Consider the following 15,083-nt stretch of genomic DNA (forward strand, 5'->3'; position numbering starts at 1 on the left):
AGTGCCCGGCGGAGAACGAGGGGTCCCGCCGATCGCTCCGGTTAGATCGGACTAACCTGCGTTAGAGTCGAGCGAGGCACAGAGGATGGCATGCTCGCTGTCGGTCAGTGCGGCGGCGGCGGCGGCACCCGCCGCGAGGTGCCTGACCAGCACCGCCCCTGCACCCGTCAGCGCAATCGTCTGGTAGCGCCGATCAGTGCCCCCAGCGCCCGCGCGAACCACCAGTCGGCGTGCGCGCAACCGGTCGATCAGGCGGGTAGTGCCGCCGCGGGTCAGTCCGAGCGTCTCGGCGAGCATGCTTGGCGGAACAGCACCTGCCGCGTGCAGGGCTGAGAGGAGCCGCCACTCGGCGACGCTCACGCGCTCTGCGGCGATTGCGGCGGAAACACGCGCGTCGCTCACGCGGACGATCGCCCGCAACTGCTCGATCAGGTTCAACACAGGCTGTTCAAAGACCGGGATGGTTGCTACGTCAACCATTAGGCGCTGATCGGTTGCATCCAGCGGTGAGCCCTGCTAGGCGCGCGGCGACCCCGATGGAGCCGCCCGCGGCCTCCTCCTCTTGCGGGTCGCACCCACTGGTCCGGAACAAGGAAGCACGCGTTCGTGGAAAGCGCCGGTATTCAGGCAAGCCTCAGCGGCCGCTACGCCACCGCGTTGTTCGAACTGGCGCGCGACGCGAAGACGATCGACCAGGTCGAGCAGAGCCTGGCCCGCGTCCGCCAGGCACTCGCCGAGTCGGCCGAGTTCCGCGCGCTGACCGCCAGCCCGGTCCTGGCGCGCGCCGACGCTGCCCGCGCTGTCGCCGCGGTGGCGCAGTCGCTCGGGCTGGACCCGACCACCACCAGCTTCCTCGGCGTGCTCGCCGAGAACCGCCGCCTGCGTGAGCTCGGCGCCGTGATCCGCGCCTATCGCACGCTCGCCGCGCAGCACCGCGGCGAGACCACGGCAGAGGTCACCTCCGCCCACCCGCTCACCGACGATCAGGTCGACAACCTTAAGCAGGCGCTGCGCCAGCGCGTCGGTCGCGAGGTCGCGGTCGACCTGTCGGTCGACCCTTCGCTGCTCGGCGGACTGGTCGTCCGGATCGGCAGTCAGATGATCGACAGTTCGATCCGCACCCGCCTCAACACTCTCGCACATGCCATGAAGGGCTGACGAATGGATATCCGCGCCGCCGAAATCTCCCGCGTCATTCGGGATCAGATCGCCAACTTCGGTACCGAGGCAGAGGTCAGCGAGACCGGCCAGGTGCTCTCCGTCGGTGACGGCATCGCACGCATCCACGGGCTCGACAACGTCCAGGCGGGCGAGATGGTCGAGTTCGCCAACGGCGTGCAGGGCATGGCGCTCAACCTGGAGGCCGACAACGTCGGCGTCGTGATCTTCGGCTCGGACGCCGAGATTCGCGAGGGCGACACGGTGAAGCGCACCGGGACCATCGTCGACGTGCCGGTCGGCAAGGGCCTGCTCGGCCGCGTGGTCGACGGCCTCGGCAACCCGATCGACGGCAAGGGTCCGATCGTCAGCGACCAGCGCAGCCGCGTCGAGGTGAAGGCGCCGGGCATCATCCCGCGCCAGTCGGTCTCGGAGCCGATGCAGTCGGGCCTGAAGGCGATCGACGCGCTCGTTCCCGTCGGCCGCGGACAGCGCGAGCTGATCATCGGCGACCGCCAGACCGGCAAGTCGGCCGTCGCGATCGACACCTTCATCAACCAGAAGGCGGCGAACGCGGGCACCGACGAGAAGAAGAAGCTCTACTGCGTCTATGTCGCGGTCGGCCAGAAGCGCTCCACGGTCGCGCAGCTCGTCCGCACGCTGGAGGAGAACGGCGCAATGGAGTATTCCATCGTCGTCGCCGCCACCGCGTCCGAGCCCGCGCCGATGCAGTTCCTGGCGCCCTACACCGGTGCCGCGATGGGCGAGTATTTCCGCGACAACGGCATGCACGCGCTGATCGTATTCGACGACCTGTCGAAGCAGGCCGTCGCCTACCGCCAGATGTCGCTGCTGCTGCGCCGCCCGCCGGGCCGCGAGGCTTATCCGGGCGACGTGTTCTATCTCCACAGCCGCCTGCTGGAGCGCGCCGCCAAGATGTCGGACGCGAACGGTGGCGGATCGCTCACCGCGCTGCCGATCATCGAGACTCAGGCGGGCGACGTGTCGGCCTACATTCCGACCAACGTGATCTCGATCACCGACGGCCAGATCTTCCTGGAGACCGACCTGTTTTTCGCGGGCATCCGCCCGGCGATCAACGTCGGCCTGTCGGTCAGCCGCGTCGGCTCCGCCGCGCAGACCAAGGCGATGAAGAAGGTCGCCGGATCGATCAAGCTTGAGCTCGCGCAGTATCGCGAGATGGCGGCGTTTGCGCAGTTTGGCTCGGACCTCGATGCTTCCACCCAGAAGCTGCTCAATCGCGGCGCGCGCCTGACGGAGCTCCTGAAGCAGCCGCAGTTCTCACCGCTGCCGTTCGAGGAGCAGGTGGTGTCGATCTTTGCGGGCACGCAGGGCTTCCTCGACACCGTGCCGACCGCCGACGTGACCCGCTACGAGGCGGCGCTGCTCGCCCACATGCGTGCGAACGAGAGCGGCGTGCTGGCCGCGATCCGCGACAGCAAGGACCTGGGCGACGACACCAAGTCGAAGCTCAAGGCCGCGCTGGAGAGCTTCGCGAAGACGTTTGCGTAATCACCTCGTCACCCCGGCGACAGGGCTTTCCCGTCAAAGTAGTACTTTGACGGGGCCCAAGACCGGGGTCCAGAGCCAGGAGCGGCACCGCCCGTGACCCTGGATCCCGGCCTCCGCCGGGATGACGGCAGAAAGAGACGAGATGGCAAGCTTAAAGGCCCTCAAGCTTCGCATCGGCTCGGTGAAGTCGACGCAGAAGATCACCAAGGCGATGAAGATGGTCGCCGCCGCCAAGCTGCGCCGCGCGCAGGAGGCGGCGGAGGCCGGGCGCCCCTATGCGCAGACGCTGGAGCGCGTGGTGGCGAGCCTCGCCGGCAAGGTCCAGATCGGCGAAGGCTCGTCCCCGCTGCTCGCCGGGACGGGCAAGCAGGACGTCCACCTGTTCGTGGTCGCGACCAGCGATCGCGGCCTCGCCGGCGCGTTCAACACCAACATCGCCCGCCTGGCCCGCCGCCGCGCCGATGAGCTCATCGCGCAGGGCAAGACGGTCAAGTTCTACACCATCGGTCGCAAGGGGCGCGCGGCGCTCGCCCGCATCTACCGCGACCGCATGGCGCACGGGATCGAGCCCGGCGACCTCGGCAAGCTGACCTTTGCCGACGCGCGCGGTTACGCCGACGACCTGATCCGCCGCTACTTGAACGGCGAGTTCGACGTCGCGCACCTGTTCTTCTCGACCTTCAAGTCGGTGCTGGCGCAGGAGCCGACCGAGCAGCAGATCATCCCGGTGCAGGTCAAGGTCTCGGCAACGCCGTCTGCGGATTCAGGCATGGCCGCGGTCGAGTACGAGCCCGACGAGGAGTCGATCCTGGCCGAGCTGCTGCCGCGCAACATCGCGATCCAGCTGTTCCGCGCGATGCGGGAGAATGCCGCGTCCGAGCAGGGCAGCAAGATGACCGCGATGGACAATGCGACCCGCAACGCCGGCGACCTCATCAACCGGCTGACCATCGAATACAACCGCACCCGCCAGGCCGCGATCACGACCGAGCTGGTGGAGATCATCTCGGGCGCCGAAGCGCTCTAAGTTACGACAGGCAAGGAAGCACATATGGCAACGCTCGCCGAAGACATTCGCCCGACGCAGGACACGGGCACCAGCAACAACGTGGGCCGGATCAGCCAGATCATCGGCGCGGTCGTCGACGTGGCGTTCGACGGCAACCTGCCGGCGATCCTGTCCGCGCTTGAGACCGACAACAACGGCACCCGCCTGGTGCTGGAGGTCGCGCAGCACCTGGGCGAGAACACCGTCCGCACTATCGCTATGGACGCGACCGACGGCCTGACCCGCGGCCAGACCGTCAAGGACACGGGTTCGCAAATCCGCGTGCCGGTCGGTCCCAAGACGCTCGGCCGCATCATGAACGTGATCGGCGAGCCGATCGACGAGCGCGGTCCGATCGACGCGGAGGCGAGCGCGCCGATCCACGCCGCCGCCCCCGCCTTCGTCGACCAGTCGACCGAGAGCGCGATCCTGGTCACCGGCATCAAGGTGATTGACCTGCTCGCGCCGTACGCGAAGGGCGGCAAGATCGGACTGTTCGGCGGCGCCGGCGTCGGCAAGACCGTGCTGATCCAGGAGCTGATCAACAACATCGCCAAGGGCCACGGCGGCACGTCGGTGTTCGCGGGCGTGGGCGAGCGTACCCGCGAGGGCAACGACCTCTACCACGAGTTCCTCGACGCGAACGTCATCGCCAAGGATGCGGACGGCAACCCGACAAGCGAGGGGTCGAAGGTCGCGCTGGTGTTCGGCCAGATGAACGAGCCGCCGGGGGCGCGCGCCCGCGTCGCGTTGTCGGGCCTGACCATGGCCGAGTATTTCCGCGACCAGGAGGGGCAGGACGTGCTCTTCTTCGTCGACAACATCTTCCGCTTCACCCAGGCGGGCGCAGAGGTGTCGGCGCTGCTCGGCCGTATTCCGTCGGCCGTGGGCTACCAGCCGACGTTGTCGACCGACATGGGCGCGCTGCAGGAGCGCATCACCTCCACCAACAAGGGGTCGATCACCTCGGTGCAGGCCGTGTACGTGCCCGCGGACGATCTGACCGACCCGGCGCCGGCGACCTCGTTCGCCCACCTCGACGCGACGACCGTGCTCAACCGCGCGATCTCGGAGCTGGGCATCTACCCGGCAGTGGATCCGCTCGATTCGACCTCGCGCGTGCTCACCCCGGCGATCGTCGGCCAGGAGCATTACGAGACGGCGCGCCGCGTTCAGGAGACGCTGCAGAAGTACAAGGCGCTGCAGGACATCATCGCCATCCTCGGCATGGACGAGCTGTCCGAAGAGGACAAGGTGACCGTCACCCGCGCCCGCAAGATCCAGCGCTTCCTCAGCCAGCCGTTCCACGTCGCCGAGGTCTTCACCGGCATCAGCGGCAAGTTCGTCCAGATCGAGGACACGGTGAAGTCGTTCAAGGCGGTGGTCGACGGCGAGTACGACCATCTGCCGGAGAGCGCCTTCTACATGGTCGGCGGCATCGAAGAGGCCGTCGCCAAGGCGCAGAAGCTGGCCGAAGAAGCGTAACTGACCTTGAACCCTCGCTCCTGTGGGTGAGAGGGTTGAGAGAGGGGCCGTGTCGTGAGCGTCCCTCCCTCCCAATGACTGCCCCTCTCCCCGACCCTCTCCCTACAGGGGAGAGGGAGAAGGTAATCCAATGCTGCATTTCGAACTCGTGACGCCTGAACGCCTGGTCCGCTCCGAGGACGTCTACATGGTCGTGGTGCCCGGCACGGAGGGCGACTTCGGCGTGCTGGAGAATCATGCGCCGCTGATGTCGACGATCCGCGACGGCGAGCTTGCGATCTACCGCACGCAGGGCTCGACGCCCGAGACAATCCGCATCGAGGGCGGCTTCGCCGAGGTGAACGGCGTCGGGCTGGTTGTGCTGGCGGAGGCGGTCACGGGCTGAGGTGCTCGCGCGTATCTACTCGCCAGCCGTTCGTCCTGAGTAGCTACTGAGCCCCGGCGAAGGCGCGTATCGAAGGGCACGTGACTTGGCTGTCCTTCGATACGCCGCTTCGACAAGCTCAGCGGCTACTCAGGACAATTGGATGAATTAGTCACAACCCTACTCACCGTGGTTAGGCAATTCTAAAGCCTTAGCCCCTAGTTCCTGTGCCACTTTGGTGCGGGTCGGTCCCGCGCAAGCGAGGGGCGGGATGAGCGCTTTCGGTCGACGTAATGGATTGAGCGGCACGCCCGGCGCACGGCCGGCATTCGGCGTGGCCCGGCCGATGCAGGGTGGGCCGGCGCGCGCCGACGGGCCCGAAGGCGGCGAGCAGTTCCCGCCGCTCCATCCCGGTGCCCTCCCCGGCATGGCGGAGAGCGACGCGTCAGCGCCGCTCGAGCCGACCGCCGCCAGCAGCGACGCGATGACCCGGCTCGCCGAGCGTCAGGCCGCGTCCGCCGAGTCGGGCTCCAGCCGCGTCGAGGGCTTCGAGAGCTCGATCCACCGCATCAAGGAGCAGGTGCTGCCGCGCCTGCTGGAGCGCGTCGATCCCGAAGCCGCCGCGACCCTCAGCAAGGACGAGCTGGCCGAGGAGTTCCGCCCGATCATCGGCGAGGTGCTCGCCGAGCTGAAGCTGACGCTCAACCGCCGCGAACAGTTCGCGCTGGAAAAGGTGCTGGTCGACGAGCTGCTCGGCCTAGGACCGCTCGAAGAGCTGCTCTCCGACCCGGCGATCTCCGACATCATGGTCAACGGCCCCGAGCAGACCTTTATCGAGCGCAAGGGCCGGCTTGAGCTCGCCGCCATCCAGTTCCGCGACGAGGAGCATCTGTTCCAGATCGCGCAGCGCATCTGCAACTCGGTCGGCCGCCGCGTCGACCAGACCACCCCGCTCGCCGACGCGCGCCTGAAGGACGGCAGCCGCGTCAACGTGATCGTCCCGCCGCTCAGCCTCAAGGGCACGGCGATCTCGATCCGCAAATTCTCAGACAAGCCGATCACGCTCGACATGATGGCGGGGTTCGGGTCTATGTCGCCCAAGATGGCGACCGCGCTCAAGATCGCGGGTGCCAGCCGGTTCAACATCGTCATCTCGGGCGGTACCGGCTCGGGCAAGACGACGATGCTGAACGCCCTGTCGAAGATGATCGACCCGGGCGAGCGCGTGCTGACGATCGAGGACGCGGCCGAGCTTCGCCTCCAGCAGCCGCACTGGCTGCCGCTCGAAACTCGTCCGCCGAATCTGGAGGGTCAGGGCGAGATCACGATTCGCGACCTGGTCAAGAACGCGCTGCGTATGCGCCCCGACCGGATCATCCTGGGCGAGATCCGCGGTAGCGAGTGCTTCGACCTGCTGTCGGCCATGAACACCGGCCACGACGGGTCGATGTGCACGCTCCACTCCAACTCCCCGCGCGAGTGCCTGGGGCGTATGGAGAACATGGTCATGATGGGCGACATCAAGATTCCGAAGGAGGCGATCAGCCGTCAGATCGCGGACTCGGTCGACCTGATCGTCCAGGTCAAGCGCCTGCGCGATGGCAGCCGCCGCGTGACCAACGTGACGGAGGTCATCGGCATGGAAGGCCCGGTGATCGTCACGCAGGAGCTGTTCAAGTTCGAGTATCTGGACGAGTCGGCCGACGGCAAGATCATCGGCGAGTACCGCTCGATGGGCCTGCGTCCGTACACGCTCGACAAGGCGCGACAGTTCGGGTTCGACCAGGCGCTGCTGGAGGCGTGTCTATAAGCTAAGTGCTCCCGCGCGTGCGGGAGCCCAGAGCCGAAGCCGGTACCTTTCGTTATCCTGGGCTCACGCGTCGACGGTCTCGACCGACGCTTCGTCCTTGGACGTAAGGCGCTCCGCCTTGCGCGCGCGGTCGGCATCACGCATCGCCGACAAGAGCCGCGGCGCAACCGAGGCGGGCAACCCGCCGCTCACCCAGCGCACGACGTTCAGGCCGCCCGCGCCAGCTTGGCCGCCAGGCCCCGGCGAAAGCGCCGCTCTGTCACCGCGCGGCGCCGCACGCCGATGCTGTCGACCAGCAGCTCATACTGCTCCTGCGTGAAGCCCGCGTCCAGAAACGCCTTTACCGCGTCGCCGGGCACCACATATCCATAATGCCAGGAGATCACCGCCATGCGGCGGAGCGCCTCCAGCTGCGGATCGGCGAGGCGCGGATTGTGGCTGCGCCCGCCGAAAACCGCACCCATCGCGACCGAGAGGGCACCGGGCGCGCGCAGCGACGACAGCTTGTCTCGCTCGGCCAGCATGATCACCGACCATTCCAGGGCCGAGAAGCCGGTCGTCCGGCGCGGCTCGGCCGCGTCGCCTGCCGGGCTGCCCGCCGCTGCTTCGCTGAAGTTCAGATAGGCCATGGTTCCGGCTCCCTTCTGCCAAGCGGTGGACCAGCTGTCCCTTACCGCTGCCGCTCACTTCTATACTGATGGGTATAGAAAGGGCGCCCCGAACCGTCAACCGCTTTCTGTACCGGCCGTTATTTTTGTGCAAGTGATGATTTCACCCTCGGCGACCGTGACCGGCCACGGCGTCAGCGACGCGCCCGTGCACGGCCCGCCCAGGCACAGCCCGTCCGCGATCCGGAACACCGCGCCGTGCCAGCTGCACACGATCAGCGTGCCGTCGGGCGAGAGATAGTCGTCGAGCCGGGCCGCGAGCGGAACGCCGGCGTGCGGGCAGCGATCGACGTAGCCGGTGACCACGCCGCCCTGCCGCACGACGAAGCCGTGGAAGCGACCGGCGCGCAGCTGCAGGACGTAGTTGCGGGCGGTGCCGTCGGGAATCTGGTCGAGCGGACCGAGCCGTACGCCGGGCGGAGTCGCGAAGAGCCGCTCGATCCCGGTCACGCCGGATCGGCGTCGGGCTGCCGGTCGGGATGCGCCGCCTGGACCGCCGGCAGCGCCGCCGCTGCATTGTGCGCCGCCATCAGGCGTGGGTACGGCGCGAGGTCGACGTTGAAGCGCCGCGCGGAATAGACCTGCGGCACGAGATAGCAGTCGACCAGCCCCGGTGCGTCGCCGTGGGCGAAGGCGCCGCCGACCGCTGCGACATGCTGCTCCAGCGCGGCGAACCCGAGCGCGATCCATCGCGCCGCCCAGGCGTCCACCGTCGCCTGATCGGCCGCGAAATCATGGCGCAGCGCGCGAAGCACCCGCAGGTTATTGAGCGGGTGGATGTCGCACGCGATCAGCGCCGCCATCGCCCGCACGCGGGCGCGCGCGGCTCGATCGGCGGGGAGCAGCGGCGGCGCCGGCCAGCGCTCCTCGACCCACTCGATGATCGCGGGGCTCTGGGTCAGAACCTGCCCATCCGCCTCCAGCGCGGGCACCAGCCCCTGCGGCGCGAGCGCCAGGTAATCGGCCGCGCCCTGCTCGTCCCGGCGCAGGTCGTGCGACACCTGCGTGTAGGCGACGCCCTTCAGCGCGAGCGCGATCCGCACCCGGTAGGCGGTGCTGGAGCGCCAGTAACCGTGAAGGACGGGCTGGCTCACGCGCTGCCGCTCAGCCGAGCTTGGCCGCGACCAGCGCCTTCAGGTCTGCCTGCGGCCGCGCGCCGACGTGGCTGATCACCTCCGCCGCGCAGATCGCGCCCTGCACCAAGCAGGCATCGAGCGCCTTGCCGGCGGCGATGCCATGGAGCACGCCGGCGGCGAACAGGTCCCCTGCGCCCGTCGTGTCGACGACCGACGCGACCGGCTGCGCGTGCACGCCGAAGCGGACCTTGCCGGTGATCGCATAAGCGCCGTGCTCGCCGCGCGTCACCACAAGCACGTTGACCTGCGGCGCCACCTGCTCGATCGCGGCCTCCAGATCATCGGTCCGGGCGAGCGCGCACAGCTCCGCCTCGTTCGCGAAAAGGATGTTGATCAGCCGGTCGGCGAGGAGCTGGCGAAAATCGTCGCCGTGCCGCGCAATGCAGAACACGTCGGATAGGGTGAAGGCGACGATCTTGCCGGACTGGCGCGCCAGGTCGATCGCCTCGCGCATCGCCGCGCGCGGCTCCTCCGGATCCCACAGATAACCCTCGAGATAGAGGATCTTGCAGGCGCGGATCATGTCGCGGTCGAGTGCTGCGGCCGGCAGGAACTGCGACGCGCCGAGGAAGGTGTTCATGGTCCGCTGCCCGTCGGGCGTCACGAAGATCAGGCAGCGGGCGGTCGCCGGATCGCCGCTCCGCGCGGCCGTCGTGAAGTCGACGCCCGCCGCCTTGATGTCGTGCGCGAAGACCTGGCCGAGCTGGTCGTCGGCGACCTGGCCGATGAACCCGCAGGTGCCCCCGAGCGCCGCGATCCCGGCGACGGTGTTGGCGGCGGATCCGCCGCTCACCTCCTGCCCCGGCCCCATCTTGGCGTAGAGCGCGTCGGCCTCCTCCGGCGAGAACACCAGCTGCATCGAGCCCTTGTTCATGCCCTCGGCGACGATGAAGGCGTCGTCGGCGGGGGCGAGGATATCGACGATGGCGTTGCCGATCGCGACAACGTCGTAGCTGGTGGTCACGCACTTCTCCTGAACTGACTGGCGCTCGCCGTAGGGGGTGGCGACGCGGAGGGCAATGCGACTGCTCACACCCCGACGCAGCACACCGAACTCCGTCCGTGCTGAGTAGAGACCGAGTAGCTGCGGCACGCAGCGTATTAAGGGAGTGTCAGGCCGGATCGTCACCCGGACGATCCTGAAGGGTGCGGGGCATCCTCCACCTGACGCTTATCGAAGCACCTGGCTTACGCGGAACAGTCCTGCGATACGCGCCATTGCTCAGTCGCTACTCAGGACGAATGGGGGGTTTGGACCCTTCGCATCTCTTACCCAGCGCACTACAGCCACCCCCGTGCTCCCCGCCTTTCTTCTCTCGCTCGCGCAACTCGGCGATCGGCGCACCCTGGCAGTGCTCGCCAAGTCGCTCGTGCTGACGCTGGTGCTGCTCGGGACGTTCGGCGCCGCGCTGTGGTGGGGTGCGGTGGAGGCGGCGCGCTGGGCGGGGTGGGAGAGCTGGTCGGGGCTCGCGGGCGTGGCCGCGCTGCTGGGCGGCGTGCTGCTCGGTTGGCTGATCTTTCGGGCGATCGCGATCTTCGCGGTCGGCGTGTTCGCCGACGACGTGGTCGCCGCCGTCGAGGCGCGCCACTACCCGGACGCGCTCGCCCGCGCACGCCCCGTGCCGCTCGGCCGATCGATCGCGATGGGGCTCGGCGCCGCGGGACGAACGGTCGCGATCAACCTTGCCGCACTGCCGCTCTACGTGCTGCTGCTCGCGACCGGCGTCGGCACGCCGATCGGCTTCTTCGCGGTGAACGCGCTGCTGCTCGGCCGCGATCTCGGCGACATGATCGCGGCGCGACACATCGATCAACGCGGCTTGCCGTCGTTCCGCCGCGCGACCCGCCTGCCGCGGCTGCTGCTCGGCGCGGCCGGCACCGCGCTGCTCCTCGTGCCGATCGTCAACCTGCTCGCGCCGATCGTCGCGGCGGCGATGGCGACCCACCTGTTCCATCGGAGACTTGCCCCATGAAGGCCCCCTACGCGCTTCCGCTCCTCGCCCTGCTCGGCGCCTGCGTCGCGGCGGAGGCGCCGCCCGCGACGCCGTATCGCGGGCCCCCGCCGCCCCGGACCTACTCCACGCTCGGGCTGGAGCGGGTGATGGGCCAGACCGCGCGGGGGCTGACGACGCTGTTCGGCGCGGCCGACGCGGAGGTGACGGAGGGCGCTTCGCGCAAGCTGCAGTTCGGCAGCCGCATCTGCGTGCTCGACGCCTATCTCTACGCCCGCGGCACCGGCGAACCCGTCGTCACCCACGTCGACGCTCGCCAGCGCGACGGCAGTGCGATCGACCGGGCGAGCTGCGTCGCGGCGCTCAGCCGGCGGGAGGGCGGCAAGTAGCGCTTGTGCTCGCGCCGCCGGGCGCTACGACCGATGGCGGGGCGACGAGGACGGGGGCAACGCGTTGGGTTCTGAGTGGGCGGTCCGGGCCAGCGGGCTGGTGAAGCGGTTCGGTGATCGCAACGTGGTCGACGGCGTCGACGTGGCGGTGCCGCCCGGCACCATCTACGGCGTGCTCGGCCCCAACGGCGCGGGCAAGACCACGACGCTGCGCATGCTGCTCGGCATCATCGAGCCGGACGAGGGCGAGCGGACGCTGCTCGACGCCGCGCATCCGCGCGAGGCGAGCGACCGGGTCGGCTACCTGCCGGAGGAGCGCGGGCTGTACCCGGGCATGAAGGCGTTCGAGGCAATCGCCTTCATGGGCGCGCTGCGCGGGCTGGACTGGGGCACGGGGCGCAAGCGCGCGCGGCTGCTGCTGGAGGACGCGAACCTGGGCCACGCCGCCGACAGCAAGATCAAGAAGCTGTCCAAGGGCATGGCGCAGCTCGTCCAGCTGCTCGGCTCGGTCGTCCACGATCCCGAACTGCTGGTGCTCGACGAGCCCTTCTCCGGCCTCGATCCCGTCAACCAGGAGCGGCTGGAGGCGATGATCCTGGCGCAGCGCGCGCGCGGCGCGACCATACTCTTCTCCACTCACGTCATGGCGAATGCCGAGCGGCTGTGCGACCGGTTGACCATCATCGCCGGCGGCAAGGTGCGGTTCGAGGGCACGGTGGACGAGGCGCGCGCCACTCTGCCGATCCGCGCACGCTACATGCCGCATCATCCGGACGCGGGCATCCGCGCGCTGCTGCCCGCCGACGCGCAGGAGGAAGGCCAGGGGTGGGTATTCACCCTGCCGCCGGAAGGGATCGAGGGGGTGCTGGTGAAGCTGATCGACGCCGGATACGGCATATCGGGCCTGTCGATCGAGCCCGCGCGGCTCCACGACGCCTTTGTCCGCATCGTCGGTCGTGACGCGCTGGAGGCGGCGGCATGATCCGCAACAAGCTGGTCCGCCAGACCCTCACCGTGGCGCGACGCGACTTCATCGCAACCGTGTTCACGCCCACCTTCCTCATCTTCCTGCTCGCGCCACTCATCATGCTGTCGTTCGGCGCGGTCGGCGGGATCGGGGCGGCGACCATGGCGTCGAGCTCCGCCGACAAGTCGCGGATCGTCGCGATCGCGAGCCCCGCCGATGCCCGCGCGCTGATCGCCGCGGACCGCAATCTGCGCGGGCTCTACCGCCGCCGCGAAGGGCCGCCGGCGCTCGTCATCCAGTCGCCGGGCGGCGACGAGGCGGCACAGGCGCGTCGGGCGTTTGACGCCAAGGACACGGACCCGACGGCGGTGCTCTATGGTCCGCTGAGCCGTCCGACCGTGCTCCATGTGCCCGTCAGCGTCCGCCACGCCGACTATCTCGCGCGGCTCGCCGAGGAGGCGCTGCGGTCCCAGCGCCTCGGTGGCGAGACCCGCCTGTCGGTCGCAACCAAGCAGGCGTATAGCGCCGCGGCCGGGCGCACGTCCCAGCGCGGATCGAACCAGGCGGCGTTTTTCGCGGTGTTCGGCCTGTTTATCCTGACCCTGATGCTTGCCGGACAGGCGGTCGGCACCATGGCGGAGGAGCGGTCGAACAAGGTGATAGAGGTGCTCGCCGCCGCGGTGCCGCTGGAGAGCGTGTTCCTAGGCAAGCTGCTCGGCATGTTCGGAGTCGCCATCCTGTTCGTCGCCTTCTGGGGCACGATCGTGGTCAACGTCGGCCAGCTGCTCCCGGGCAACTTCGCACGCGCCTTCGCGGAAGTGGGGCCGGCGGTGGGGCCGTTATTCGCGCTGCTGTTCTTCGGTTATTTCACCATGGCCTATCTGCTGCTCGGTTCGGTGTTCCTAGGGATCGGCGCGCAGGCATCGACTCCGCGCGAGATCCAGATGTTGTCGCTTCCAATCACGATCTTCCAGGTCGCGATGTTCGGGCTGAGCCAGGCGGCGGCGACGAACCCGGACTCGGGCCTGACCCGTTTCGCCGAGATCTTTCCCTTCTCCTCCCCCTTCGCGATGGCGGCGCGTGCAGCCAACAAGCCGGAGATCTGGCCGCATTTGCTGGCGCTCGGCTGGCAGGCGCTGTGGGTTGCGGCGACGATTTGGCTCGGCGCGCGGCTGTTCCGGCGCGGCGTGCTCCAGTCGGGCAGCCCGGCGTTTTGGAAGCGTGGACGGACGGCGAAGACGCTTGAGGCCGGGTCGCACCTGCCGGCCTGATCGTCACCCCGGCGGACGCTGGGGTATTTCGCTATCAAGCGTACCCCTGCGGCGCGAGCTCCCAGCTTGCACTGGGATGACGGGAGAGGCGTACTATATTCCGCACATGACCGATCGCCGCACCCTGCTCGCCTCCGCCGTGCTCGGCACCGCGGGTGTTCTCCTGCCCCGTTCCGCCGACGCCAGGTACGAGGTCACGCTTCCCGATGCGGAGTGGCGCAAGCGGCTAACGCCGGCGGCGTACCAGGTGCTGCGCCACGAGGACACGGAGCGGCCCTACTCCAGCCCGCTCAACGGCGAGAAGCGCTCGGGCGTGTTCGCCTGTGCCGGGTGTAAGCTGCCGCTGTTCACCTCCCGCACGAAGTTCGAGAGCGGAACGGGTTGGCCGAGCTTTTGGGCGCCGCTGCCGAATGCGGTCGCGACCCGGACCGACCGGACGCTCGGGATGGCGCGGACGGAGGTGCACTGCCGGCGCTGCGGCGGGCACCTGGGCCACGTCTTCGACGACGGGCCGAAGCCGACCGGCAAGCGTTACTGCATGAACGGCGTGGCGATGACGTTCGCGCCGCGCAGCTTCGGCTGAGCGCTGGCGTCTACTCGAGTTCGAGAGTGAAGCTCGCCGCGCGCTGCGCCGCGACGATCGGCGCGGGCGACACCGCCGCCATGGTAACGTTCGGCAGCGGCGCGACGTCACGCTCCGGCGCGCCGTCGGCGTAGATGAAGCCGTTCACCGGGTAGGTGGAGGTGCCGAGCCCGCCGTTTCCGGCGTACCAGACCTTGACCCGGCTCCAGTCGCCGGCGTCCGACACGTCGACCGCGCGCACGTCGCGCTCGATCCCGCCGCGCCGCGACCAGTTGGCGTGGGTCAGCAGCACCTCGCGCTCGCTCACCACGCGCGAGACCATCGCGACATGACCGAGCCGCATCCGCCCCGACGCGGCAAAGGACATCACCGCGCCCTTCTTCGGCGCCGAGCCGCGGGCGTACTTGCCGGCCGCCTGGCCCCACCAGGTGTGCGCATTGCCGTGGATGTTCACGCCGCTGATCTCCCGGGCGTAGGGGGCGCACTGCCAGAAGCGGGCAGTCGCCGGCGCTGCCGCCAGGGTGCACGACGCCAATGCGGCAAGCGCCGCCAAACCACGTACCATCATCTGAGGAAGACCCCCCGGTCCCGCTGAAAACTCGATGAGGTGTGGTTACCGCGTCCCTCGCGAAAGCGAAGCACGCGGCGGCGAGATGCGTCGGTTTTCCGGTGAAACGTGGACGGTTTCAAACCCGCAAACGGCTCGCCGCGCCAGCCAC

At 68.9% G+C, this 15,083-nt stretch carries 18 protein-coding genes; 11 read left to right on the plus strand and 7 right to left on the minus strand.

Annotated features, from left to right (window positions below):
- Window positions 1-51: 51 nt before the first annotated feature.
- On the minus strand, window positions 52-480 hold the full coding sequence (locus CRO12_RS00515; RefSeq protein WP_097062098.1) for a MarR family winged helix-turn-helix transcriptional regulator: 429 nt from the start codon (window positions 478-480) through the stop codon (window positions 52-54).
- 126 nt (window positions 481-606) lie between these two features.
- On the opposite strand from CRO12_RS00515, the gene CRO12_RS00520 reads away from it, so the two are divergent.
- From CRO12_RS00520 to CRO12_RS00545, 6 genes are all read left to right on the plus strand, one after another.
- Complete coding sequence (locus CRO12_RS00520; RefSeq protein ID WP_097062099.1) at window positions 607-1,158, plus strand: F0F1 ATP synthase subunit delta; 552 nt, start codon at window positions 607-609, stop codon at window positions 1,156-1,158.
- Window positions 1,159-1,161: 3 nt separating this feature from the next.
- Window positions 1,162-2,691: a F0F1 ATP synthase subunit alpha gene (gene atpA / locus CRO12_RS00525; RefSeq protein WP_097062100.1), complete on the plus strand. Its 1,530-nt coding sequence runs from the start codon at window positions 1,162-1,164 to the stop codon at window positions 2,689-2,691.
- A 142-nt stretch (window positions 2,692-2,833) separates the two neighbouring features.
- Window positions 2,834-3,718, plus strand: coding sequence for a F0F1 ATP synthase subunit gamma (locus CRO12_RS00530; RefSeq protein ID WP_097062101.1), 885 nt, complete (start codon window positions 2,834-2,836; stop codon window positions 3,716-3,718).
- A 24-nt stretch (window positions 3,719-3,742) separates the two neighbouring features.
- Window positions 3,743-5,224 (plus strand): F0F1 ATP synthase subunit beta, encoded by a 1,482-nt coding sequence (gene atpD / locus CRO12_RS00535; RefSeq protein WP_097062102.1) that lies wholly within the window; start codon window positions 3,743-3,745, stop codon window positions 5,222-5,224.
- A 130-nt stretch (window positions 5,225-5,354) separates the two neighbouring features.
- Window positions 5,355-5,609, plus strand: a complete 255-nt coding sequence (locus CRO12_RS00540; RefSeq protein WP_097062103.1) for an ATP synthase F1 subunit epsilon — start codon at window positions 5,355-5,357, stop codon at window positions 5,607-5,609.
- Window positions 5,610-5,859: 250 nt separating this feature from the next.
- A complete protein-coding gene (locus CRO12_RS00545; RefSeq protein WP_097062104.1) occupies window positions 5,860-7,398 on the plus strand; it encodes a TadA family conjugal transfer-associated ATPase in 1,539 nt (512 codons plus the stop codon).
- A gap of 63 nt (window positions 7,399-7,461) precedes the next feature.
- On the opposite strand, the gene CRO12_RS17820 is transcribed toward CRO12_RS00545, so the two are convergent.
- The 5 genes from CRO12_RS17820 to CRO12_RS00565 form a co-directional block, all read right to left on the minus strand.
- The gene (locus CRO12_RS17820; protein WP_179640779.1) at window positions 7,462-7,599 is read right to left on the minus strand and encodes a hypothetical protein; all 138 of its coding nucleotides are present in this window, start codon (window positions 7,597-7,599) and stop codon (window positions 7,462-7,464) included.
- Window positions 7,600-7,604: 5 nt separating this feature from the next.
- Window positions 7,605-8,027, minus strand: coding sequence for a hypothetical protein (locus CRO12_RS00550; protein ID WP_097062105.1), 423 nt, complete (start codon window positions 8,025-8,027; stop codon window positions 7,605-7,607).
- A 96-nt stretch (window positions 8,028-8,123) separates the two neighbouring features.
- On the minus strand, window positions 8,124-8,507 hold the full coding sequence (locus CRO12_RS00555) for a Rieske (2Fe-2S) protein (protein ID WP_218838865.1): 384 nt from the start codon (window positions 8,505-8,507) through the stop codon (window positions 8,124-8,126).
- A gap of 5 nt (window positions 8,508-8,512) precedes the next feature.
- Complete coding sequence (maiA, locus tag CRO12_RS00560; protein WP_097062107.1) at window positions 8,513-9,160, minus strand: maleylacetoacetate isomerase; 648 nt, start codon at window positions 9,158-9,160, stop codon at window positions 8,513-8,515.
- A gap of 10 nt (window positions 9,161-9,170) precedes the next feature.
- A complete protein-coding gene (locus CRO12_RS00565; protein WP_245858084.1) occupies window positions 9,171-10,166 on the minus strand; it encodes an adenosine kinase in 996 nt (331 codons plus the stop codon).
- A gap of 331 nt (window positions 10,167-10,497) precedes the next feature.
- On the opposite strand from CRO12_RS00565, the gene CRO12_RS00570 reads away from it, so the two are divergent.
- The 5 genes from CRO12_RS00570 to msrB all read left to right on the plus strand — a co-directional run bounded on the left by CRO12_RS00570 (window position 10,498) and on the right by msrB (window position 14,364).
- Window positions 10,498-11,175 carry an EI24 domain-containing protein gene (locus CRO12_RS00570; protein ID WP_097062108.1) on the plus strand — a complete coding sequence of 226 codons (678 nt, stop codon included), beginning with the start codon at window positions 10,498-10,500 and terminating at the stop codon, window positions 11,173-11,175.
- Window positions 11,172-11,543: a hypothetical protein gene (locus CRO12_RS00575; RefSeq protein WP_097062109.1), complete on the plus strand. Its 372-nt coding sequence runs from the start codon at window positions 11,172-11,174 to the stop codon at window positions 11,541-11,543. Before CRO12_RS00570 ends, CRO12_RS00575 begins: the two co-directional genes overlap by 4 nt.
- 64 nt (window positions 11,544-11,607) lie before the next feature.
- The gene (locus CRO12_RS00580; RefSeq protein WP_097062110.1) at window positions 11,608-12,525 is read left to right on the plus strand and encodes an ABC transporter ATP-binding protein; all 918 of its coding nucleotides are present in this window, start codon (window positions 11,608-11,610) and stop codon (window positions 12,523-12,525) included.
- Window positions 12,522-13,781, plus strand: a complete 1,260-nt coding sequence (locus CRO12_RS00585; RefSeq protein ID WP_097062111.1) for an ABC transporter permease — start codon at window positions 12,522-12,524, stop codon at window positions 13,779-13,781. The genes CRO12_RS00580 and CRO12_RS00585 overlap by 4 nt, the downstream gene beginning before the upstream one ends.
- Window positions 13,782-13,887: 106 nt before the next feature.
- Window positions 13,888-14,364, plus strand: a complete 477-nt coding sequence (gene msrB / locus CRO12_RS00590; RefSeq protein ID WP_097062112.1) for a peptide-methionine (R)-S-oxide reductase MsrB — start codon at window positions 13,888-13,890, stop codon at window positions 14,362-14,364.
- Between the two features lie 10 nt (window positions 14,365-14,374).
- Here msrB and CRO12_RS00595 read toward each other — a convergent pair whose 3' ends face one another.
- Window positions 14,375-14,932 carry a CHAP domain-containing protein gene (locus CRO12_RS00595; RefSeq protein WP_097062113.1) on the minus strand — a complete coding sequence of 186 codons (558 nt, stop codon included), beginning with the start codon at window positions 14,930-14,932 and terminating at the stop codon, window positions 14,375-14,377.
- Window positions 14,933-15,083 lie beyond the last annotated feature (151 nt).

It is taken from the genome of Sphingomonas guangdongensis (assembly GCF_900199185.1).
GTDB classification, from domain to species: domain Bacteria; phylum Pseudomonadota; class Alphaproteobacteria; order Sphingomonadales; family Sphingomonadaceae; genus Sphingomonas; species Sphingomonas guangdongensis.

Coding starts and splice junctions, on each gene's coding strand:
- CRO12_RS00515 (WP_097062098.1), bottom strand. CDS start 480: ATGGTTGACGTAGCAACCATCCCGGTCTTTGAACAGCCTGTGTTGAAC.
- atpA (WP_097062100.1), top strand. CDS start 1,162: ATGGATATCCGCGCCGCCGAAATCTCCCGCGTCATTCGGGATCAGATC.
- CRO12_RS00530 (WP_097062101.1), top strand. CDS start 2,834: ATGGCAAGCTTAAAGGCCCTCAAGCTTCGCATCGGCTCGGTGAAGTCG.
- atpD (WP_097062102.1), top strand. CDS start 3,743: ATGGCAACGCTCGCCGAAGACATTCGCCCGACGCAGGACACGGGCACC.
- CRO12_RS00540 (WP_097062103.1), top strand. CDS start 5,355: ATGCTGCATTTCGAACTCGTGACGCCTGAACGCCTGGTCCGCTCCGAG.
- CRO12_RS00545 (WP_097062104.1), top strand. CDS start 5,860: ATGAGCGCTTTCGGTCGACGTAATGGATTGAGCGGCACGCCCGGCGCA.
- CRO12_RS00550 (WP_097062105.1), bottom strand. CDS start 8,027: ATGGCCTATCTGAACTTCAGCGAAGCAGCGGCGGGCAGCCCGGCAGGC.
- CRO12_RS00575 (WP_097062109.1), top strand. CDS start 11,172: ATGAAGGCCCCCTACGCGCTTCCGCTCCTCGCCCTGCTCGGCGCCTGC.
- CRO12_RS00585 (WP_097062111.1), top strand. CDS start 12,522: ATGATCCGCAACAAGCTGGTCCGCCAGACCCTCACCGTGGCGCGACGC.
- msrB (WP_097062112.1), top strand. CDS start 13,888: ATGACCGATCGCCGCACCCTGCTCGCCTCCGCCGTGCTCGGCACCGCG.
- CRO12_RS00595 (WP_097062113.1), bottom strand. CDS start 14,932: ATGATGGTACGTGGTTTGGCGGCGCTTGCCGCATTGGCGTCGTGCACC.